The following is a 21,458-nucleotide window of genomic DNA, read 5'->3' as shown; positions in this document are numbered from 1 at the left end:
CGCGTGCGGTGGAAGTCCTCAGCCGATGCCGTCGCCGATCGCCGGATAACGCGCCAGGTGCGCCGACAGCGGCCCGGGATGGGCGAGCTGGTAGCCCTGGCCGTAGCGCGCGCCCAGCGCCTGTAGCGTCGCCAGTTCGCTCTCGGTCTCGATGCCTTCGACCACCACGTCCGCATTGGTTTCCGCGGCGAAGGACAGGATCGCCATCGCCAGCCGCTGCCGGCGCGGTTCGGCGTCGATGCCGCGGGTCAGGGTCAGGTCCAGCTTGATGATGTCCGGCGCCAGGTGCAGCAGGTGGCGCAGGCTGGCGAAGCCGGTGCCGGCATCGTCCAGGGCGATGCGCAGGCCCTGCCGCTGCAGCAGGCCGATGTGTTCGGACAGGCGCGGATAGTCCGGTGCCTGCAGTTGCTCGGTGATCTCCAGCACGATCCGCGACAGGTCGTGGCCGTGTAGCAGCGCCTGCAGTTGCGGATGCAGCAGGGTCTGCGCGGACACGTTGATCGCCAGGTAGACCGGTGCCGGCAACTGCGCCAGCAGGTCCAGCGCCTTGCGCGCGGCAGCCAGTTCCAGCTCCAGCGCCAGCCCGACCCGGCTCGCATCGTCGAACCAGCGCAGCGGCGGCAGCGCCGGATTGGCCGGGAAGCGCGACAGCGCTTCCACGCCGACGATGCGCTGCGATGCCAGCGCCAGCACCGGCTGGGTCACGATCTGCAGGCGCCCACCGGCGATGGTTTCGCGGATGCGGGTGGCGATCGCCGCCTTCTCGCGAAACGCGTGTTTCTCCACGTCCTGGCGGCGCGCGATGTCGGTCTGCAGCGCGGCGCGGTCCATCGCCAGCGCCAGCGTCGCCCCGACCAGGGTCGCCAGCAGTTCCAGCGTGCGCACGTCCTGCGCGCTGTAGGCATCGGGTTGCGGCGCCAGCACCTTGAGCACGCCGATGCTGCGGTCGCCATAGCGCAGCGGCACCACCAGCATCGAGCGCAGGCCGATGCGCCGGCAGGCCGCGCGGTCGACGCGTGGGTCGATTTCCGAATCGTCGCAGCGCAACACCTGGCCGCTGCGCATGCACAGGCCGGACAGGCTGCCGTTGCTGGGCAGGCGCAGGCCGAGGTGGCGTTCGGCGACGCCGCTGGCCGACCAGTACAGCATGTCCTTGCCGTCGCACATCTCCACCACGGCGCCGTTGGAGCGGGTCAGCTCCTGCGCGCGGCGGGTGACCACGTCGACCACCTGCAGCGGATCGCCGCCGGCCGCGGCGATCTCGCCCTGCGCCAGGATGATGCGCGACAGCAGCGCCGCGTCGTCTTGCGTCGCGGCGGCAGCGTGCTGGATGAGGTCCGAGATGTCGGATGCCTTGGCCATGTCCGCATCATGTGGCAATGCGTCGGAGGACGGCAATCGGGCGAGATGCACCAGGCTCAGGCAGCGTGCGGAACTGATCGCTCCATCACGCTGCGTGGCCGCTTACGCTCTGTCGCCGGCGTCGCCCTTGCGCGGTTTGCCGTACAGGCTGCGCAACTCGTCCTTGGCCTGCTCCAGGATCTGTCGGCGTTGCGCCGGCAACTGATCGCCGGCGCGATTGATGTAGAAGGTCAGCATCGACATGGCCGAACGATACGGACCGGTGCGGCGGCGTGCGTGCAGGTCGGCCGATTGCTTGAGCGCGCGTGCGATCGCGGCCGGGTCGTTGCCTTCGAACACGTTCGGCGCGACACCGAGCGACTGCGGCGCGTCGCTGCTGCGGCGCTGGCTCAGGTCGTTGCTGGAGAGATACGGGCTGCTCTGTGCCATTGGTGATGCTCCTTGGCGATGGCGGATGGAGAGGTGCAACGCATGCGCAGTCCGGCAATGCAGGACCCGATGGCGGATGCCGCCGCCATCGCTGCCGCTCGCCACGAGGCGGCGGCAGTTCGACATCGAAGAGAGACGGGAGGCGGAAGGCGAGGCGAACGCGTGCCGCCGCAACCGCGTGCGCGGGTGGTGGAGCGTCCCGCGCGCGTGATGGGCGATAGCAGTGTTCGCTTGTGTTGCCGTGCCGCATTCCGTCCCCGGAAACGAAGCTTGCGCGTCTGCGCAAACGCTAGGCCGAGATACGTGATGCCGTCGACAACATAACCGCGCTCTGCGGAGCGAGTGGTAGACATTATGTCGTTCGATGAATGCTTAATGGAAAACCCCATAAAAACAGCACTCGCATGCGAATGCGCTTGATTGCCTAGATAACGTCACCATTTTCATTGGCGAGGCGATGACGCGAGACAGTCGCGTGGACAATGCGCAAAACGTGGCATCGCTGCGCGCCGCACCTCGGCGGTACAGGAGATCGCATGTCGTTGGCGCACACGCGCTTTCATCCCGCCGTTGCACGCTGGTTCGAACAGCGTTTCGCTGCGCCCACGCCGGCGCAGGCGGCGGCGTGGCCGGCGATCCAGGCCGGACGGCACACGTTGGTTGCCGCGCCGACCGGCTCCGGCAAGACCCTCACCGCGTTCCTCGCCGCGCTGGATGCGCTGGTGCGTGAAGGCCTGCGCGACGGCGGCCTGCAGGACCGCACCCAGGTGCTGTACGTGTCGCCACTGAAAGCGCTTTCAAACGATATCCAGCTCAATCTCGAGGCGCCGCTGCAGGGCATCCGCGCCGAGTTGGCGGCATTGGGCCTGCCGGATGTGCAGATCCGCACCGCGGTGCGCACCGGCGATACGCCGCAGCGCGAGCGCGCGCAGGCGCGGCGGCGTCCGCCGCACGTGCTGGTGACCACGCCGGAGTCGCTGTACGTGCTGCTCGGCTCGGTGTCCGGGCGCGAGACGCTGCGCCATGTGCGCACGGTGATCGTCGACGAGATCCATGCGCTTGCAGCGAACAAGCGCGGCAGCCATCTGGCGCTGTCGCTGCAGCGCCTGCAGCATCTGTGCGAAGTGCCGCCGCTGCGCATCGGCCTGTCGGCGACGCAGAAGCCGATCGATGCGGTCGCGCGCTTTCTGGTGGGCAGCGCGGCGGTGCACGACGGCGAGGCGGACTGCGCCATCGTCGACATCGGCTATGTGCGCGCCCGCGACCTGGCGCTGGAGGTGCCGCCGACGCCGCTCAGCGTGACGATGTCCGCCGATCAGTGGCAGCAGGTGTATACGCGCCTGGCCGAACTGGTGCGCGCGCACCGCACCACCCTGGTGTTCGTCAACACCCGGCGCATGGCCGAGCGCACCGCCCGGCATCTCGGCGAACTGCTCGGCGCGCAGGCGGTGGCGGCGCATCACGGCAGTCTGGCGCGCGAGACCCGGTTGCTCGCCGAGCGCCGGCTCAAGGCCGGCGAACTGCAGGTGCTGGTGGCGACCGCGTCGCTGGAACTGGGCTTGGACATCGGCGACGTCGACCTGGTCTGCCAGCTCGGTTCGCCGCGGTCGATCGCCGCATTCCTGCAGCGCGCCGGCCGCTCCGGGCATGCGGTGGGCGGCACGCCGAAGGCGCGGCTGTTCCCGCAGTCGCGCGACGACCTGGTCGAGTGCGCGGCCATGCTGGATTGCGTGCGCCGCGGCGAACTGGATGCGCTGCGCATGCTCGATGCGCCGCTGGACGTGCTCGCCCAGCAGCTCGTCGCCGAGGTGGCCTGCCAGGAGTGGGACGAAGACGCGCTGTATGCGCTGGTGCGTGGCGCCTGGCCGTATGCGGCGTTGCCGCGCGCGCAGTTCGACGCGGTGCTGCGCATGCTCAGCGAAGGCTTCAGCACGCGGCTGGGGCCGCGCGCCGGCTACCTGCATCGCGATGCGGTGCATCGCCGCGTACGCCAGCGCCGCGGCGCGCGGATGGCGGCGCTCACCTCCGGCGGCACCATCCCCGAGACCGGCGACTACAGCGTGGTGCTGGAGCCGCAGGCGCAGACCATCGGCACGGTCAACGAGGATTTCGCGGTGGAAAGCCTGGGCGGCGACGTGTTCCAGCTCGGCAACGCCAGCTACCGCATCCTGCGCGTGGAAGCCGGGCGGGTGCGGGTGGAGGACGCGCGCGGTGCGCCGCCCAACATCCCGTTCTGGATCGGCGAAGCGCCGGGGCGCAGCGACGCGCTGTCGCTGGGCGTGTCACGGCTGCGGGCGGAGGTCGAGCAGGCGCTGGCGCAGGGCGGGGCGGCGCAGGCGCTGCAGTGGCTGTGCGGGCCGCTGGCGCTGGATGCGGCCGCCGCGCAGCAGATCGTCGACTATCTGGGCCGCGCGCATGCGGCGCTGGGCGCCTTGCCGACCCAGCAGTGCATCGTGCTGGAACGTTTCTTCGACGCCACCGGCGGCACCCAGTTGGTGATCCACAGCGTCTACGGCAGCCGCATCAACCGTGCCTGGGGCCTGGCCCTGCGCAAGCGCTTCTGCCGCACCTTCAATTTCGAGCTGCAGGCGGCCGCGACCGAGGATGCGATCGTGCTGTCGCTGTCGACCCGGCACAGCTTCGCCCTGGACGAGGTGGCGCGCTACCTGCGCGCCGCCTCGGCGCTGGACGTGCTGGTACAGGCGTTGCTGGACGCGCCGCTGTTCGGCGTGCGTTGGCGCTGGAACGCCACCAACGCGCTGGCGTTGCCGCGCTTCACCGGCGGGCGCAAGGTCGCGCCGCAATTGCAGCGGATGAAGTCCGAGGATCTGCTGGCCACGGTGTTTCCCGACCAGGTGGCGTGCGCGGAGAATCTTGTCGGCGAGCGCGAGATTCCCGAGCACCCGCTGGTGGCGCAGACCCTGCGCGACTGCCTGGACGAGGCGATGGACAGCGCCGGCTGGCTGCAACTGCTGCGCCACCTCGAGGCCGGCGACGTGCGCGTACTGGCGCGCGAACTGACCGCGCCGTCGCCGCTGGCGGCCGAGGCGCTGGATGCGCGGCCCTATGCCTTTCTCGACGACGCCCCGCTGGAGGAACGGCGGACCCAGGCGGTGCACAGCCGTCGCTACCATGATCCGGACAATGCCGACGATCTCGGCCAGTTGGATCCGCAGGCGATCGCCGCGGTGCGCGAGGAGGCCTGGCCGCAGCCGCGCAGCCGCGACGAGATGCACGAGGCACTGCTCACGCTCGGCGCGGTGAGCGCGGACGAGGTCGCTGCACAGCCGCAGTGGCGGCAGTGGTTGGGTGAACTGGCGGAAGACGCGCGGGCCACCTGCCTGCGTGGCGTCGACGGCGCCGCGGCGGCGTTGTGGGTGGCGGCCGAGGCGCTGGCGGCGGTGGCGCCGCTGTATCCGCAGGCCGGCGCGCAACCGGTCATCGCCGTACCCGATGGCTACGCGGTCGCCGACTGGGAGCGCGACAGCGCGTTGCGCGAACTGCTGCGCTGGCGCCTGGCCGGGCTGGGGCCGGTCACCGCCGAGGCGCTGGCGGCGCCGCTGCACCTGCCGCTGCGCGAAGTGCAGGCCGGGTTGCTGGCGCTGCAGCAGGACGGCTATGTGCTGGGCGGGCGGTTCAGCGCCGACGCCACTGCCGAGGAATGGTGCGAGCGGCACCTGCTGGCGCGCATCCACCGCTACACCCTCGGCCGCCTGCGCCGCGAGATCGAGCCGGTGGCGCCGCGCGACTACGCGCGCTTCCTGTTCCGTTGGCAGCATCTGGATGCGCAGGGTCAGGTGGAGGGCGCCGAGGCGCTGGGCGCGGTGCTGGCGCAACTGGAGGGCGTGGAGGCGGCGGCGCCGCTGTGGGAGGCGGAACTGCTGCCGGCACGGGTGCGCGACTACCGCCCGGCATGGCTGGACGAGGCCTGCAGCGCCGGGCGTACGCTGTGGACGCGATTGCGCCCCGGCGCCGGCGGCGCCGCGCCGACGCTGCGCAGCACGCCGATCCTGCTGCTGCCGCGGCGCAGCGCCGGACAGTGGTCGCGGCTGTCGCCAGCGCCGGAAGCCGGCGCGCTGGGGTCGCGCGCGCGCAAGGTGGCCGACCATCTCGAGGCGCACGGCGCCTCGTTCTTCGACGAGATCGCCGAGGCCACGCGCCTGCTGTCCACCGAGCTGGAGGCGGCACTGGCCGAACTGGTCGCCGCCGGCCGGGTCCATTGCGACAGCTATGCCGGCCTGCGCGCCTTGCTGGTGCCGGCATCGAAGCGGCCCTCGGCGCTGTCGCGGCGGCGGCCGCGCATGGCGCTGTACGGCGGTATCCAGGATGCCGGGCGCTGGGCGGTACTGCGCGCCGGTGCCGAGGCCGACGACCCGGCCGCGCGCAGCGAGGCGGTCGAGCATGTCGCGCGCACCTTGCTGCGCCGCTACGGCGTAGTCTGCTGGCGCCTGCTCGAGCGCGAGGCGGCGTGGCTGCCGCCGTGGCGCGAGCTGCTGCGGGTCTACCAGCGCCTGGAGGCGCGTGGCGAGATCCGCGGTGGGCGCTTCATCGACGGCCTGTCCGGCGAACAGTTCGCCCTGCCGGAGGCGATCGGCCTGCTGCGGCAGGTGCGCCGCCAGCCCGGCGACGGCAGCTGGGTGTGCGTGGCCGCCGCCGATCCGGCCAATCTGCTCGGCGGCGTGTTGCCCGGCGCGCGCGTGCCGCGGGTGGCGGGCGCGCGCGTGCTGTACCGGGATGGTGTGCCGATGGCGAGTTGGGTCGGCGAGCGCTTCGAGCCGCTGCAGGACATGGATGCCGAGGAGCATGCGCAAGCGCAGCGGCTGTTGCGCGGTGGCAGTGCGTCGGAACGGCGAACGGTCGTGGCGCTGCCGATGGTGTGAAGCCGCTGCGCCCCGCCCGCGGCCGCGCATCGCGATGCCGGTATATCGGCGCTGCTTTCACATTCTGTCTACAAATTAAAGGGGTTGGTATCCCACTTTGGCCTCGGTGCAAAACCGGGGGGATCTGCCATTGCAGAACAAGTGCGGCATCGGCGACGAGCGGCCCTCGTGTTCTCTTTTCTGTGTCGAGTGCCGTGGCGCAAGGTTCGTTGCGCATTCACGAATGTCGCGAAACCACCTGCGTTATGCGGGATTCCGCAGTTTTCACGCGATTTAAAGGCGTCCTCAATTGCGCCGATAGCCCTCACGCATGACGTTGCAGCGCAGCGTTCCCCTCGCGACCTGGCGAGCGGGACTGCTCCGCGAGGCGCCGCGAAACGCAGCCGGATGCATCGCCCGGCGCATGCGGACACACACAAATCGGGGTACACACCATGTTGGGCAATATGAAAATCGGGGTCAGGTTGACGGCGGCGTTCCTGATCGTGGCGGCGATCGGCGCCTGCATCGGCTGGGTCGGCATCCGCAACTCGGGCCGCATCAACGACTACGCCACGGTGCTGTACGAACGCGAGTTGCTCGGCCTGTCGCACCTGAAAGAGGCCAACATCAACCTGATCAACGCCGGCCGTTCGCGCGCCAACCTGCAGTTGGCCAGCACGGCGGAAGACCGTGCCAAGCATGTCGCGAGCCTCGACAAGTACACCACCAAGGTGGTCGAGCACATGGACAAGGCCAGGGCCTCCTTCGACGACCCGGACACGCTGGCCAAGCTGGCCCGCTTCGACCAGGTGTGGAAGACCTATCTGGAGCGACGCGGCCAGTTCGTCGACTCGGTGATGCGCGAGCCGCTGCCGGAAGGCAATCCGCAGCTGGCCGCATTGTCCAAGAGCGTGCGCAGCAGCTCCGACGAACTGGATGCGCTGATGTCCGAGCTGAGCGAGATCAAGGAAGCGAATGCGTCCAAGGCCAACGACGCCACCGACGAGATCTACGCCAGCAGCACCCGCACCATGCTCGCCATCGTGATCGGCGGCGTGCTGCTCGGCGTGGGCCTGGGCGTGTTCATCAGTCGCAGCGTGACCCGGCCGATCGGCAAGGCGGTCAGCGTGGCCAATGCGCTGTCCGAGGGCGACCTGAGCATGTCGATCGACGTACGCGGCCGCGACGAGACCGCGCAGTTGCTGTTGGCGATGCAGCGCATGGTCGGCAAGCTGCAGCAGGTGGTCGGCGAGGTCAATGCCAGTGCGCAGAGCCTGGCTGGCGCGTCGGAAGAAGTCAGCGCCACCGCGCAGTCGTTGAGCCAGGCCTCGACCGAGCAGGCCGCCGGCGTGGAGGAGACCAGCGCGTCGCTGGAGCAGATGACCGCGTCCATCGCGCAGAACACCGATAACGCCAAGATCACCGACGGCATGGCCGCGCAGGCGGCCCGCGAGACCCTGGAGGGCGGCGAGGCGGTGGTGGCCACGGTGGCGGCGATGAAGCAGATCGCGCACAAGATCGGCATCATCGACGACATCGCCTACCAGACCAACCTGCTGGCCTTGAACGCGGCGATCGAAGCCGCGCGCGCCGGCGAGCATGGCAAGGGCTTCGCGGTGGTGGCGGCGGAAGTGCGCAAGCTGGCCGAGCGCAGCCAGGTGGCCGCGCAGGAGATCGGCGAGGTCGCCGGTTCCAGCGTGGAACTGGCCGAGCGCGCCGGGCAACTGCTGGAAACCATCGTGCCCAGCATCAAGAAGACCTCGGACCTGGTGCAGGAGATCACCGCCGCCTCGCAGGAGCAGTCCTCCGGCGTCACCCAGATCAATGCGGCGGTGGTGCAGCTGAGCCAGATCACCCAGCAGAACGCCACCGCCTCCGAAGAGCTGGCGGCCACCGCCGAATCGATGAGCACGCAGGCCGTGCAGTTGCAGGAGAGCATGGCCTTCTTCCAGCTGTCCGCCGCCACGCGCCGCGCCACGCACGTGCTGGACGAAAGCGAGGCGGCGCCGCTGCGTGCGGCCGGCGCGCGCTGGTCGGCGCGCGCGCCATCTGCGGCCGCGCGCCGCCCAGGCGCAGGCAATCGCGACCGCAGCGAAGCGCTGCTGGGCCACGCCTGATCCATTTACCCGGCGGCGCGTGTCGCGCCGCCAGTTCCGTGTCGCCGTCGTTGTCACAACTGCCCCATCGTCGGGAGAGTGCCGTGCTGAAGAATCTCAAAATCGCAACCAAACTCTACGGCGGTTTCGCCGTGGTCCTGTGCATCCTGCTGGCCCTGGCCGGCGTGGCCTACTTCAACGTGTCCGCGTTGTCGCAGGCCAATTACTGGAATACCCACACCTACAAGGTGATCGCCGAAGTCGATGCCGCGCTCAGCAGCCTGATCAACATCGAGACCGGTACGCGCGGCTTCTCGCTGACGGGCGAGGACGCCTTCCTGCAGCCTTACCGCGACGGCGTCGCCAGCTTCGACAGCCACCTGCGCACGGCGCAGGAACTGACCGCGGACAATCCCAAGCAGCAGGAGCGCCTGAACGCGCTGAAGCAGACCCAGGCGCAATGGCTCAGCCAGGCGGTGCATCCGCAGATCGCGCTGCGCAAGAACGTCAACGAGGGTCAGGCGACGATGGAAGCGCTGGCCGCCTCGGTACGCGCCTCCAAGGGCAAGGCCTACATGGATGCGATGCGCGACCGCATGGCCGAAGTGCGCCGCGCCGAGAGCGACTTGCTGGCGGTGCGCGCCGCCGAGGCCGAGCAGCTGCAGCAGCGCACCAACCTCACCCTGATCGTCGGCAGCCTGGTCGCGGCGCTGTGCGCGTCGGTGATCGGGTTCCTGATCGCGCGTTCGCTGATGAGCGAACTCGGCGGCGAGCCGAGCACGGTGATGGAAGTCGCTTCGCGGATCGCGCGTGGCGATCTCACCGTGCAGGTGCCGACCCGTCCCAACGACAGCACCAGCGCGATGGTGGCGCTGCAGGCGATGGTCGAGCGGCTGGCGGAGGTGGTGGGCGAGGTCAACGCCAGCGCGCAGTCGCTGGCCGGTTCGTCCGAGGAAGTCAGCGCCACCGCGCAGTCGCTGAGCCAGGCCGCCACCGAACAGGCCTCCGGCGTGGAGGAGACCAGCGCCTCGCTGGAGCAGATGACCGCGTCCATCGCGCAGAACACCGACAACGCCAAGGTCACCGAAGGCATGTCGGCGCAGGCGGCCAAGGAAGCGGTGGAGGGCGGCGAAGCGGTACTGGCTTCGACCCACGCGATGAAGCAGATCGCACAGAAGATCGGCATCATCGACGACATCGCCTACCAGACCAACCTGTTGGCGCTGAATGCGGCGATCGAGGCCGCGCGTGCCGGCGAGCACGGCAAGGGCTTCGCCGTGGTGGCGGCGGAAGTGCGCAAGCTGGCCGAGCGCAGCCAGGTGGCGGCGCAGGAGATCGGCGAGGTCGCCGCCAGCAGCGTCGGCCTGGCCGATCGTGCCGGCAACCTGCTCGGCACCATCGTGCCCAGCATCAAGAAGACCTCGGATCTGGTGCAGGAGATCGCATCGGCCTCGCAGGAGCAGTCCTCCGGCGTCACCCAGATCAACCTGGCGGTGGCCCAGCTCAGCCAGGCCACGCAGCAGAACGCGGCGGCCTCCGAGCAACTGGCGGCCACCGCCGAGCAGATGAGCACCCAGGCCGAATCGCTGCAACAGGCGATGGGCTTCTTCCGCCTCAACCGCGAACAGGAACTGGGCGCGCCACGCCGCGCCGCACCGGTGGCGCCGAGGCCGGCGGCCACGCGGCCCGTGCGCAGCGCCGGCAAGGGCCTGCGCCCGCGGGCACGCCAGGTTCCGGCCTACGCGCTGGCGGATGCGCCGGACGAAGGCCAGTTCGTCAACTTCTGAAGGGGAAGATCATGCACAACGATCGCTACGAGACCGCGGCCGGAGACACACCGCATAGCAGCTGGCAGTTCCTGACCTTCCAGCTGGATCGCGAACTGTTCGGGCTCAACATCGCCGGCATCCACGAGATCATCGAGTACCGCGCGCCCACCCCGGTGCCGACCATGCCGGCCTGCGTGCGCGGGGTGATCAACCTGCGCGGTGCGGTGGTGCCGGTGGTGGACCTGCAGTCGCGGCTCGGCCGCGCGCCCAGCCAGGTCACCCGGCGCAGCTGCATCGTCATCGCCACCGCCGCCACCGACGAGGGCGGCGGCGCGCAGTCCTTCGGCCTGCTGGTGGACGCGGTCAACGAGGTGCTGGAACTGCCGCCGCAGCAGATCGAGGCGCCGCCGGCCTTCGGCAGCGATATCCGCCGCGACCTGCTGCAAGGCATGGGCAAGCTGGAGGATCGGCTGGTGATCCTGCTGGACCGCGCGCGGCTGCTGCGCAGCGACGACATCGCCGAGGCCGGCGCGCCGGCGCTGGCGGCGTGACGCCCGGCACGCCGTGATCGGTGCATCACGGCGGTCTCGCTAGGGTGGCAGCGGAGGGGCATCCGCCCCAGCGAGGTGCAGACCATGGCAAAAGACGAGACCACCCAGTCCGGCAAGCAGCAGGGCATCCACGAGGGCCAGCAGGACCGTGCCCAGGACGACACCGCCAAGCAGCGGCCCGGCCTGGAAGACCAGAAGCTGCGCGAGGCGCACGAGCGCGGCCCGCGCTCCGGCCAGGACCAGGCCGCGCAGGACGACAACGGCTGATCGAGCAAGCGGCGGGGGGCGCAGCGCGTCGGCATCCCGCCGCTTTGCTTTAGTGAGAAGGCCGAGGGCCCGGGGCGCGCCATCGCCGGTCGCGCCTCGCATGAAGGATCGGCGTGAGCGAGCGCGGTCAGCGCCAGGATCGGCAGACAGCCAATACCGGCCAACAAAAAGGCCAGAGAGCCTGGTGGCTGTCTGGCCTTGTTGCACCGTCGAAGACGGAAAGATGGTGGAGCGGAAGGGGATCGAACCCTCGACCTTCGCATTGCGAACGCGACGCTCTCCCAGCTGAGCTACCGCCCCACATCAGACGCGTAGTGTAACTGGGCATGGGGCCGCATGCCAAGGGGGCAATGCAACATCCGCGGCGCCGGGGCGGGGGCCGCTCGGGACCCGCGCAAACGCACTCAGCATGCTGTCTACAGCGCGCGCATGGAGTGGATATACTCGGCGGCCGAAATCTCCCGCGGTGATTTCGTTCCGGACGAAATAATGCCGTCCGCTCCACACCTTTTACTAAAGACGGGTCTTTTACACATGACGGAAGTTCGCAACTTGCAACAGATCGCCGAAGCCAAGGCCAAGCTGCAGGAAGAAATGCGCAAGCTGGAAGAGCAGGAGCGGCAGGCGCGCGAGGGCGAAACCAATGCGGCGCATGCCAACGTGCTGTCGCTGCTGGAACAGTTCGCCGAGTTCTTCAGCGCCAAGCAGCGCAACGAGATCGCCGCCTACGTGACCAGCGCGGCGTCCAAGCCGGCCAGCAGCAAGTCCGCCGCCGGCGGCCGCAGCGAGGTCAAGCCGAAGTACCAGTTGCCGCATACCGGCGAAACCTGGTCCGGCCGCGGCCGCACGCCGAAGGCGTTCGCCGCCTGGGAAGGCACCGCCGCCTACAACGAATGGAAGGCGCGCCATCCGGATCTGAAGTTCCCGCTCTTCAAGTATTGAGCTGACGAAAAAAGGCCAGGATCTCCTGGCCTTTTTTATGCCCGATGCGCCGGGCGACGTGGCACGTGATGGCGCGATCGCGGCCGGGCTCGGCCGCACCGCTCAACGCGTGCCGGCCAGCAGCGGCTGCAGCCGCGGTTCCAGTTCGCGCCGGCGCCAGCCCGCCAATGGCTGTGGCCATTGCGCGCTTTCCAGCAGCGCTTCCAGGTGCTTGCGCGAGGCCAGCAGGCCGTCGGGCAGGCCGAGTTCGGCGCTGCGTGCGGCCACCGCGTCCTGCAGCCGCTTCAGCGCCGCCTTGTTGTCGTCGCTGGCGGCCAGCGCCTGCGGCGCGTCGGCCTCGTCGGCCAGCGGCGTGGTCAGCGCCTGCCACAGCGCATCGCTGAGCTTGCGCGGCGCCTTGGGGTGCTTGTCGAACAGGGCCAGCATGGCCGGCGGGTCCTGCGGCGGGAACCGCGCCAGGGTGGCGGCCAGTTCGTTGTCCAGGATCCAACTGCGCGGCTTGTCGCTGTGCCGGGCCTGCGCGTCGCGCCAGCGCAACAGGCGCAGCAGGCGCAGTTGCGCGGGGCGGTCCATGAATTGCGCCGCGCGCATGCCCAGGTGCGGCCAGCGTTCGCCGTCGTCGTGCTCGACGGTGCCGAGCAGGCGTTCGCCGTCCTCGTGCAGCCAGTCGCTGCGCTCCAGGGTCTGCAAGCGCGCTTGCAGCGCGTCGTGCAACGCGAACAGATGACGCACGTCGTCGGCGGCGTATTCCAGCTGCGCCGGCGACAGCGGGCGGCGCAGCCAGTCCGAGCGGGTTTCGCCCTTGGCCAGGTGCACGCCAGTGATTTCCAGCACCAGCTTCTGGTAGCCCATGCCGGCGCCCAGACCGGCCAGGCCGGCGGCGATCTGGGTGTCGAACAGTGGCCGCGGCAGGGTGCCGCAGGCGCACTTGAAGGCGACCAGGTCTTCGCTGGCGCTGTGCATGATCTTGAGGATGCCCGGGTCGCTCAGCCACGGCGCCAGCGCCTGCGGCATGCCCGGGATCAGCGGGTCGATCAGCAGGATTTCGTCGCCTACCGCCATCTGCACCAGCGCCAGTTGCGGCCAGTAAGTCCGCTCGCGGACGAATTCGGTATCCAGGCCGATGCGGGCCGGCCGCTGCGCCAGCCGTTCGCTCAGCTCGGCGGGTTGCTTGATCCAATAAGGCACGTGATTTCCGTTGACTGCAGGGTTTGCTCAGGCAGGCGAGAATAGCCTAACGTCGCTCCGCCGGCCGCACGGCGCGCCGGGCGGGACGGCGTCGCCCTAGGGCCATGTTCGGAGGAAAGGTGCGCAGCAGCGGCGTTGTGATGGTCTGGAGCATGCTTGCGGCGGCGCTGGTCGGCTGTGCGCGGCAGCCGCCGGCGCCGGCCGCCGATCCCGCGCCTGCGCGCGCCGCGGCGGCCGCGCCGGCGCGGTCGCCGCCGGCCCGGCCGGTGCAGGCGCCCAGCGTGACCATCGGCGGCGAGGACGCGGCCGAGACCGTGGCGCGCTGGCAGCCGCCGTTGCCGACCTTGACCCGCAGCGGCCTGCCGCAGGCGCGACGCGAGGCGGCGCGCGCGCTGGCCGAGGATCGCCTGTTCGAGGACGCGCAGTCGGCGATTCCGCTGTACCTGGCGATCCGCAGCCTGGCACCCAACGATCGCATCGCCCAGGACGGCCTGCGCAAGGCGCGGCGGCGTCTGCTGCAGCTCGGCGCGCAGGCGCTGCGCGACCCGGATCTTTCCGAGCGCACGCTCGAACAGGCTGCGCGCATCGCGATGGTGGCGTTGTGGCTGGATGCCGAGGACCCGGGGGTGCGGCGCCTGCAGCAGCGGGTGGAGACCGCCTCGCGGGTGCTGGCCTACAACCGCGCCGGCGAGGACGACCTGCGTGGTGGCCGCCTGGGCGAGGACGGCAACGGCGCCCTGGCCAATTTCCGCGAGGCGCTGCTGCTGGATGCCGACGATGCGCGCGCGCGGCAGGGCGTGGCGGCGGTGGAGAGCGCGCTGATCCGCCGCGCCGAGGCGGCTGCGGCGGCCTCGGATTTCGCCGCCGCCGGCAGCTGGCTGGCGCGCGCGGCGCGGGTGCGCGAGGACGCGGCCACGGTGCGCGACGCGCGCGTGCGCGTGGAGCAGGTGCGGGTGGCGCGCATCGCCGCCTTGCGCGATGCCGGCCTGCGCGATCTGGCCACGCCGGCCGGATTGAAGTCGGCGCGCGAACGCCTGGGCGACGTGCTGCGCATCGCCGATCCCGGCGATCCGGTGGCGGCGATGCTGCGCGAACGCATCGACCTGGCAACGCACTACGGCAGTTTCCGCCCCGGCCAGGTGTTCACCGACGGCATGCGCGACGGCGGGCGCGGCCCGCAGATGATCGTGGTGCCGCATGGCGGCTTCCGCATGGGCGCGGCCGAGAGCGAACCCGGCGCCTCGCCGGCGGAGATGCCGCAGCACTACGTGCGCTTCGACCGCGGCTTCGCGATGTCGATCACCGAGGTCACCGTGGCCGAGTTCCGCCGCTTCGTGGAGGCCACCAATGCGCGTCCGCGCGCCACCCGGCGCGGCCACTCCACCGTCTACGACGAGCGCAGCGGCAACTTCGTGCGCCGCAACGGCGTGGACTGGCAGTCCGATTACCAGGGCGCGCGCGCGGCGCCGAACAGCCCGGTGATGCACGTCAGCGTGCGCGACGCCGAAGCCTATGCGGCGTGGCTGTCGCAGCAGACCGGGCGGCACTACCGGTTGCCCAGCGAGGCCGAGTTCGAATACGCCCTGCGCGCCGGCAGCCGCGGCCGCTACCCCTGGGGCAACGCCGGCACGCCGCCGCGCGGCAGCGGCAACTTCACCGGCGGCGGCGACGTCTCGCCCAGCGGCCGGCACTGGCGCAACGCCTTCGTCGGCTACACCGACGGATTCTGGGGCCCGGCCCCGGTCGCCAGTTTTTCCGCCAACGCCTGGGGCCTGCACGACATGGCCGGCAACCTCAGCGAGTGGGTCGCCGACTGCTGGCATGCCAGCTACCGCCGCGCGCCGGCCGATGGCGCGGCCTGGTACAACCCGGGCTGCCGCTCGCGGGTGGTGCGCGGCGGCAACTGGGCCAATGCGCCCGAGCAGACCCGCGCGGCCTGGCGGCTGATGCAGGATTCGGACAGCACCAGCGCCCGCATCGGGTTCCGCCTGGTGCGCGGCATTTGACGCGGCCTGGTCGGCGCCGGTTCTACATTGCGTCACCAATCAGCGAGGGGAGCGGGATGAACGAGGTCTTCGGCCGCCAGGGCGGCGAACCGGGCGGCGGCCGCCGTGGGCCGCTGGGCGGGGTGCGCTGGCTGGTGCTGCTCGGCTTCGCGGTCTATGCCGGGTACTACTGGTTCTCCAACCGCAGCGAGGATCCGTATACCGGCGAGCAGGTGCTGATCGACCGCTCGTTGAACGTGGAGGACGAAAAGGCGCTGGGCCTGCAGGCCTACCGCGAGATCCTGGCGCAGGAACGGCCGCTGGACCCGCAGGCGCCGCAGGCGCAGCAGGTGCGCGCGATCGCGCAGCGGCTGATCGCCAAGGTCGACGTGGTCGAGGACGCACTGGCTGCCGAACACGGCATGCAGGCAAGGCACGACGCGCGCAGCTTCGACTGGGACGTCAACGTGATTCCATCCGAGCAGGCCAACGCGTTCTGCCTGCCTGGCGGCAAGATGGCGGTCTACACCGGCCTGTTCCCGGTCGCCGGCAATGCCGACGCGATGGCGGTGGTGATGGGCCACGAGATCGCGCATGCGCTGCTGCGGCATGGCGCGCAGCGCATGGCCCAGCAGAAGCTGACCCAGATCGGGCAGATGGCCGGCGCCGCCGGCGGCCTGGATCCGCAACAGCAGCAGATGGCGATGGCGGCGATGGGCTACGGCTATCTGCTGCCGTACGCGCGCAGCCACGAGACCCAGGCCGACGAGGTGGGCCTGATGCTGGCCGCCGCGGCCTGTTTCGACCCGCGCGAAGCGGTGCCGCTGTGGCAGCGGATGAGCGCCAGCAGTGCCGGCCAGGCGCCGCCGGAGTTCGCCTCCACCCATCCCAATCCGGGCACCCGCATCCAGAACCTGCAGGCGCTGATGCCGAAGGCGCTGGAGTACCGGCAACGCTTCTGCGAATCGGCGCGCGGCACCGCGCAGTGACGGTGCGCGCCTGCCGGCGCGTGACTGCCTTGTCGCTGAACGCCGCGCGCGGCTCCACGCGCGCGTGCACGGCGGCGGGCGCATGATGCGCTCCACACCATCAGGAGCATTGCCATGAAACGCCTGCTGCTGTCCTCTCTCGTCGCCACGGCCGTGCTGGGCGGCTGCGCCACCAACCGGCTCAGCGACGACGAGCGCCTGACCCTGTACCGGACCCACGCCGGCGCACCGGTGCGCGACTTCCAGTACTTCAACGAGCTCAGCGGCTGGACCGCGCTCGGCGACAGCGCGCTGGCGGTGTGGACGCGTCCGAACCAGGCCTACCTGCTGGAATTCGCCGGCCCCTGCCAGGACCTGGATTTCGCCCCCAGCATCGCCATCACCCATTTCGGCAGCCAGGTCTCGGCGAAGTTCGACGACGTGCTGGTGCTCGGCGGCGGCCCCGGCGCGATTCGCCTGCCGTGCCGCATCGACAGCATCCGGCCGCTCGACGTCAAGGCGCTGCGCAGCTCGGAGAAGGAACTGCGCGAGGCCAAGGTGCAGGAGCGGGCGCAGCAGGTGCCTGGGGGCTGATGCAGTGCCGGGATTTGGGATTCGGGATTCGGGAGGCGGCGGCTGGGCGGTGGTGCGGCTAGTGTGATGTCACGCCGTCGCTCCCCGGGCTGCGGGAGTGGAACCTGTTGCGTTGGCTGCAGCAGCAATGCGGAGTGCGGCAAGGCCTGATAGCCGCAGGGTGCACGCGTAGGAGCGGCTTCCGCCGCGACGGGCGTTCCCGGTAAGGCCCTGTCGCGGCTGAAGCCGCTCCTACGAGATCGGGTGAGGCGCGACGAAAGCAGGCGCTTGGCGGTGTCTGAGCGTCGGTGCGTGCGCGTGACGCCGCGGCGCCGCTCAGGGCGCCTGGTCGGGCGCCACGTAGCCTTCGGGCTTGTCGGCGCCGCCCTGGAACAGGAACTTCTCCAGTTCGGTTTCCAGGAACGCGCGGTGCTTGGGGTCGCGCGGCGACAACCGGTTCTCGTTGATCAGCATGGTCTGGTGCGCCAGCCACGCCTGCCAGCCGGCCTTGCCGATGTGCGCGAACACGCGCTTGCCGAGCTCGCCGGGATACGGCACGTAATCGAGCCCTTCGGCGTCGCGTTGCTGGTATTGGCAGAAGACGGTGCGGGACATGGCAATTCCTGGCGATGCGCGCGACGCCGCGCGCGTGCGCGCTAGAGGCCGTCGAGCAGTTTGCGGATCGGTGCGGGCAGGCCCAGCGTCGACAGGTCGGCGCGCGCCACCCAGCGCAGGTCGTCATTGTCGCCCAGCGCATCGCCCATGGCGACCTTGCGCAGGCGCAGCGGCTGCAGATGCAGGCGGTAATGGCTGAAGGTGTGCACGATCGGCGGCAACGCTTCGGCATCTTCGTAGTCGCGCCCGCGCATCCAGCGCGCGTACCAGGCGCGCAGCTCGCTGTCGGTGTCGGCCTGCGGCAAGGTCCACAGCGAGGCCCAGATGCCGGTCGGCGGACGTCGCTGCAGCAGCAACTCGCCTGCGGCGTTCTCCAGCAACAGCGCCAGTGCTTCGCGCTCGGGCAGGGTCTTGCCCGGCTTGGGCGTGGGCAGCGCCTCGACCAGGCCGTCGCGGCGCGCCATGCAGTCGTCCTGCAACGGGCACAGCACGCAGGCCGGGTTGGCGCGGGTGCACAGGGTGGCGCCGAAATCCATCTGCGCCTGGGTGTAGTCGGCCATGCGTCCGTCGGGCACCACGTCCACGTGCGAATGCGCAAGTGCCCACAGCGGCTTTTCCACTGCCGGCAGGCCGGGGTAGCCGGCGATGCCGTGGTAGCGGGTCAGCACGCGTTTGACGTTGCCGTCGAGGATCGGGAAGCGGTCGTTCCAGGCCTGGCTGAGGATCGCGCCGGCGGTGCTGCGGCCGATGCCGGGCAGTGCATGCAGGGCCTGGAAATCGCGTGGCAACTCGCCGCCGTGCAATTCCACGCAGCGCTTGGCGGCGGCATGCAGGTTGCGCGCGCGGGCGTAGTAGCCCAGCCCGGCCCATTGCGCCATGACCGCGTCGTTGTCGGCGGCGGCCAGGTCGGGCAGGGTCGGGAAGTGCTGCAGGAAGCGCTGGAAGTAGGGGATGACCACCGCCACCTGGGTCTGCTGCAGCATGATTTCCGACAGCCACACCCGGTACGGACTGCGCGGATGCTGCCAGGGCAGGTCGTGGCGCCCGTGGCGATCGAACCAGCCGAGCAGGCGGGCGGGGAAGGTGTCGGAGGGTTGGCGCATGCTGGCTTCAGTGTCCTTCTCGCCTGAGAAGGAGCGGGAGGGGAGCGGATGAGCGGCTCTGCTGTTCCTTCTCCCGCCGGGAGAAGGTGCCCCGCAGGGGCGGATGAGGGTGCGGGCGAACCCTGGTGCGGTTGGAGTACCGCCAGTGCCGGCCTGGCGAGCTCCGCCGCACCCTCACCCCAACCCCTCTCCCGGAGGAGAGGGGCTTAGGCGTTACGCGCCCAGGGCGTCGGGCAGCAACGCGTCGACGAAGGCCTCGGCGTCGAACACGCGCAGGTCTTCGGGGCGTTCGCCGATGCCGGCGAAGCGGATCGGGATGCCGAACTCGCGGGCCAGGGCGAACACCACGCCGCCCTTGGCGGTGCCGTCGAGCTTGGTCACCACCAGGCCGGTGACGCCGACCGCGGCGTGGAACTGGCGCAACTGAGACAGCGCGTTCTGGCCGGTGGTGCCGTCGATGACCATCAGCACTTCGTGCGGGGCGCTGGGGTCGAGCTTGCCGAGCACGCGGCGGATCTTGCCCAGTTCGTTCATCAGCCCGGTCTGGGTGTGCAGGCGGCCGGCAGTGTCGGCGATCAGCACCTCGGTGCCGCGCGCCTTGCCGGCCTGCAGCGCATCGAACGCCACCGAGGCGGCGTCGGCGTTCTGGCCCTGCGCGATCACGCTCACCCCGTTGCGTTCGCCCCAGGCCTGCAACTGCGCCACCGCCGCGGCGCGGAAGGTGTCGCCGGCGGCCAGCATCAGGCTGTGGCCCTCGTCCTTGAAGCGCTTGGCCAGCTTGCCGATGGTGGTGGTCTTGCCGACGCCGTTGACGCCGACGGTCAGCACCACGAAGGGCTTGGCGTTGCGGTCGATCTGCAGCGGCTTGGCCACCGGTTGTAGGATCGCCAGCAGGTCGGCGCGCAGCGCCTGTTGCAGCGCCCTGGCGTCGGCGAACTCGCGCGCCTTCATGCGCTTGCGCAGGCTCTCGATCAGCGCGGTGGTGGCGGGAATGCCGACGTCGGCGGTGATCAGCGCGGTCTCGATCTCGTCGAGCAGGTCGTCGTCGAGCTTGGGATTGCGCGAGAACAGGCTGCCGACGCTGCGCGCGAAGCTGCTGTTGCGCAGGCGCTCGCGCCAGCCGGGCTTGCCCGCCGGGGCGGCAGGCAGCGCGTCGCTGCGCACCAGGTCGGCGTCGGTTGCGGGCACGGACGCGGTGGACGGCGCCGGGGCGGCCGGGGCGGGCGTTGGCGTCGGCACGCTCGGTGCCGGCGCGGCGGCCGGGGCCGGCACATAGGCCTGCGGTGGCGGTGTGGGCGCTGCGGGCGGCAGCGGCGTCGCTTGTGGCTGCGGCACAGCGACCGGGGCCGGCGCCTGCACGGGGTGTTCGGCGACCGGCGCGGGCGTCGGCTCCGCGGGGGCGGCGGGTGCTGGAGCGGCGGCAGGCGCAGCCTCAGCGGCAGGCGGCGCTGAAGGCGCAGGCGCAGCGGGCTCGGCACTTGCCGGCTTCGGGAAGGCGGCGGCCAGTTCCTCGATGCTGTAGCGCTGCGTGCGGCTCTCGCCGGCGTTGTCCTGGGGCTTGTTGCGGCGGAATAGGCTGACCATGGATGACGCGTGGACCGGAAACGAAGAATGCTACCACTTGCGACCTGAGCGGCCGGTGCAGCGGGGGGCGAGCTGGGATGGTTGGCGGGTTGGACTTCGGGCGTCGCGACTGCGTATGCGTGTATCGCGCTAGGCCCGGTTCCTGGCCCTTTGCGGGATCAGCCGCGACAGGAGGATTCCCGCTGAAGCACAGTCGCAGGATGCAGGTGCGGAATTGCCATGGTTTTTCGACGTGATGGCTCCGCCGCACCCTCACCCCAACCCCCGCTCCGCGCCCCGGCCCGCGCTTGCGGCGCGGGCGCTCAAGGGCACGCGCGCCCGTGGCGCGAAAGCCGTGCCCTTTCGCCCCGGAGGGAGAGGGGCTCTTGTGTCCGTAGCGCCGCGATCTCAACGCCCGCATTCAGCCAAAAACGAATCCCCAATCCCGAATCCCCAATCCCGGCCTTTCACAGCTTGCCCTTCATCGACCGGTAGTCGCGCGGGGTCATGCCGACGGTGGCCTTGAACTGGCGGGCGAAGGCGCTCTGGTCGGCGAAGCCGCACAGTTGGCCGATGCTGGCGATGCTGTCGTCGCCGTGCAGCAGGCGCATTGCCGCTTCGATGCGCATCTTGGTCAGCAACTGCTGCGGGGTCAGCTGGAACACGCGGCGGAAGTGCCGTTCCAGTTGCGCCACCGACAACTCGGCCAGGTCGGCCAGGGTCTGCACGCGCAGGTTGTCGCCGTAATGCGCCTGCATGTGCTCCATGGCGCGGCTGATGCGCTCGTAGGCGGAGTGGCGGCTGTCCGGCTGGCCCAGGTCGCGGGAGATGCCGACCACGCCGATCACGTCCTCGCCCTCGCACAGCGGGCGCTTGAAGGTCAGGCACCAGCCCGGGGTGCGGTTCGGGAACAGGTGCACTTCCAGCTGGTTCTCGATCACCTCGCCGCACAGCACGCGGCGGTCCTGCATCAGGTAGCTGCCGCCCAGCGGCAGCGGGAACACGTCCGCGGCGGACTTGCCGATCAGGTCGGCGCGGTACTTCTTGCCCAGTCGCCGCACCAGGGTCAGGTTGACGTGGGTGTAGCGGCCGTCGCGGTCCTTCACGAAGAACACCACGTCCGGCAAGGCGTCGAACAGCGTCTGCAGTTCCAGTGCCGAAATGAGAGTGTCCATGGCGTTCACC

16 protein-coding genes and 1 tRNA gene are annotated in these 21,458 nt (G+C 70.4%); 9 read left to right on the top strand and 8 right to left on the bottom strand.

Annotated features, from left to right (window positions below):
• Positions 1-18 precede the first annotated feature (18 nt).
• Both FHR56_RS08470 and FHR56_RS08465 read right to left on the bottom strand, forming a co-directional pair.
• Positions 19-1,362 (bottom strand): EAL domain-containing protein, encoded by a 1,344-nt coding sequence (locus FHR56_RS08470; RefSeq protein WP_160947087.1) that lies wholly within the window; start codon positions 1,360-1,362, stop codon positions 19-21.
• A gap of 102 nt (positions 1,363-1,464) precedes the next feature.
• The gene (locus FHR56_RS08465) at positions 1,465-1,791 is read right to left on the bottom strand and encodes a DUF3175 domain-containing protein (protein WP_019797593.1); all 327 of its coding nucleotides are present in this window, start codon (positions 1,789-1,791) and stop codon (positions 1,465-1,467) included.
• Positions 1,792-2,327: 536 nt separating this feature from the next.
• Between FHR56_RS08465 and FHR56_RS08460 the strand changes: the two genes are divergently transcribed.
• The 5 genes from FHR56_RS08460 (at position 2,328) to FHR56_RS08440 (ending at position 11,336) form a co-directional block, all read left to right on the top strand.
• Positions 2,328-6,671: a DEAD/DEAH box helicase gene (locus FHR56_RS08460; protein WP_160947086.1), complete on the top strand. Its 4,344-nt coding sequence runs from the start codon at positions 2,328-2,330 to the stop codon at positions 6,669-6,671.
• Between the two features lie 434 nt (positions 6,672-7,105).
• Positions 7,106-8,770: a methyl-accepting chemotaxis protein gene (locus FHR56_RS08455; RefSeq protein ID WP_160947085.1), complete on the top strand. Its 1,665-nt coding sequence runs from the start codon at positions 7,106-7,108 to the stop codon at positions 8,768-8,770.
• Between the two features lie 83 nt (positions 8,771-8,853).
• Positions 8,854-10,536: a CHASE3 domain-containing protein gene (locus FHR56_RS08450; protein ID WP_160947084.1), complete on the top strand. Its 1,683-nt coding sequence runs from the start codon at positions 8,854-8,856 to the stop codon at positions 10,534-10,536.
• Between the two features lie 11 nt (positions 10,537-10,547).
• Positions 10,548-11,069, top strand: a complete 522-nt coding sequence (locus tag FHR56_RS08445) for a chemotaxis protein CheW (protein WP_160947083.1) — start codon at positions 10,548-10,550, stop codon at positions 11,067-11,069.
• Between the two features lie 84 nt (positions 11,070-11,153).
• Positions 11,154-11,336, top strand: a complete 183-nt coding sequence (locus FHR56_RS08440; RefSeq protein ID WP_160947082.1) for a hypothetical protein — start codon at positions 11,154-11,156, stop codon at positions 11,334-11,336.
• A gap of 224 nt (positions 11,337-11,560) precedes the next feature.
• Here FHR56_RS08440 and FHR56_RS08435 read toward each other — a convergent pair.
• Positions 11,561-11,636: transfer RNA gene (locus FHR56_RS08435), tRNA-Ala, on the bottom strand.
• A gap of 234 nt (positions 11,637-11,870) precedes the next feature.
• Between FHR56_RS08435 and FHR56_RS08430 the strand changes: the two genes are divergently transcribed.
• The gene (locus FHR56_RS08430) at positions 11,871-12,278 is read left to right on the top strand and encodes an H-NS family nucleoid-associated regulatory protein (protein ID WP_019796325.1); all 408 of its coding nucleotides are present in this window, start codon (positions 11,871-11,873) and stop codon (positions 12,276-12,278) included.
• 102 nt (positions 12,279-12,380) lie between these two features.
• Here the strand turns inward: FHR56_RS08430 and rnd are convergent, their stop codons facing one another.
• Positions 12,381-13,466: a ribonuclease D gene (gene rnd / locus FHR56_RS08425; protein WP_160947081.1), complete on the bottom strand. Its 1,086-nt coding sequence runs from the start codon at positions 13,464-13,466 to the stop codon at positions 12,381-12,383.
• A 152-nt stretch (positions 13,467-13,618) separates the two neighbouring features.
• Here rnd and FHR56_RS08420 point away from each other — a divergent pair, with 152 nt between their 5' ends.
• The 3 genes from FHR56_RS08420 to FHR56_RS08410 all read left to right on the top strand — a co-directional run bounded on the left by FHR56_RS08420 (position 13,619) and on the right by FHR56_RS08410 (position 17,013).
• Positions 13,619-15,472, top strand: a complete 1,854-nt coding sequence (locus tag FHR56_RS08420) for a formylglycine-generating enzyme family protein (protein WP_160947149.1) — start codon at positions 13,619-13,621, stop codon at positions 15,470-15,472.
• 56 nt (positions 15,473-15,528) lie between these two features.
• Positions 15,529-16,440: a M48 family metallopeptidase gene (locus FHR56_RS08415; RefSeq protein WP_160947080.1), complete on the top strand. Its 912-nt coding sequence runs from the start codon at positions 15,529-15,531 to the stop codon at positions 16,438-16,440.
• Positions 16,441-16,554: 114 nt separating this feature from the next.
• Positions 16,555-17,013 (top strand): DUF6491 family protein, encoded by a 459-nt coding sequence (locus tag FHR56_RS08410; RefSeq protein ID WP_160947079.1) that lies wholly within the window; start codon positions 16,555-16,557, stop codon positions 17,011-17,013.
• 315 nt (positions 17,014-17,328) lie between these two features.
• Here FHR56_RS08410 and FHR56_RS08405 read toward each other — a convergent pair whose 3' ends face one another.
• From FHR56_RS08405 to FHR56_RS08390, 4 genes are all read right to left on the bottom strand, one after another.
• Positions 17,329-17,607, bottom strand: coding sequence for an oxidative damage protection protein (locus FHR56_RS08405; RefSeq protein ID WP_160947078.1), 279 nt, complete (start codon positions 17,605-17,607; stop codon positions 17,329-17,331).
• A 41-nt stretch (positions 17,608-17,648) separates the two neighbouring features.
• Positions 17,649-18,710, bottom strand: a complete 1,062-nt coding sequence (mutY, locus tag FHR56_RS08400) for an A/G-specific adenine glycosylase (RefSeq protein ID WP_160947077.1) — start codon at positions 18,708-18,710, stop codon at positions 17,649-17,651.
• Positions 18,711-18,923: 213 nt separating this feature from the next.
• Positions 18,924-20,294, bottom strand: coding sequence for a signal recognition particle-docking protein FtsY (gene ftsY, locus FHR56_RS08395; RefSeq protein WP_160947076.1), 1,371 nt, complete (start codon positions 20,292-20,294; stop codon positions 18,924-18,926).
• Between the two features lie 446 nt (positions 20,295-20,740).
• Positions 20,741-21,448, bottom strand: a complete 708-nt coding sequence (locus tag FHR56_RS08390; protein ID WP_029562152.1) for an AraC family transcriptional regulator — start codon at positions 21,446-21,448, stop codon at positions 20,741-20,743.
• Between the last annotated feature and the right edge of the window lie 10 nt (positions 21,449-21,458).

Source organism: Xanthomonas sp. F10 (assembly GCF_014206815.1).
GTDB lineage: Bacteria > Pseudomonadota > Gammaproteobacteria > Xanthomonadales > Xanthomonadaceae > Xanthomonas_A > Xanthomonas_A indica.
The sequence above is the reverse complement of the archived record's forward strand: the minus strand, read 5'-3'. Positions and strand labels throughout refer to the sequence as shown.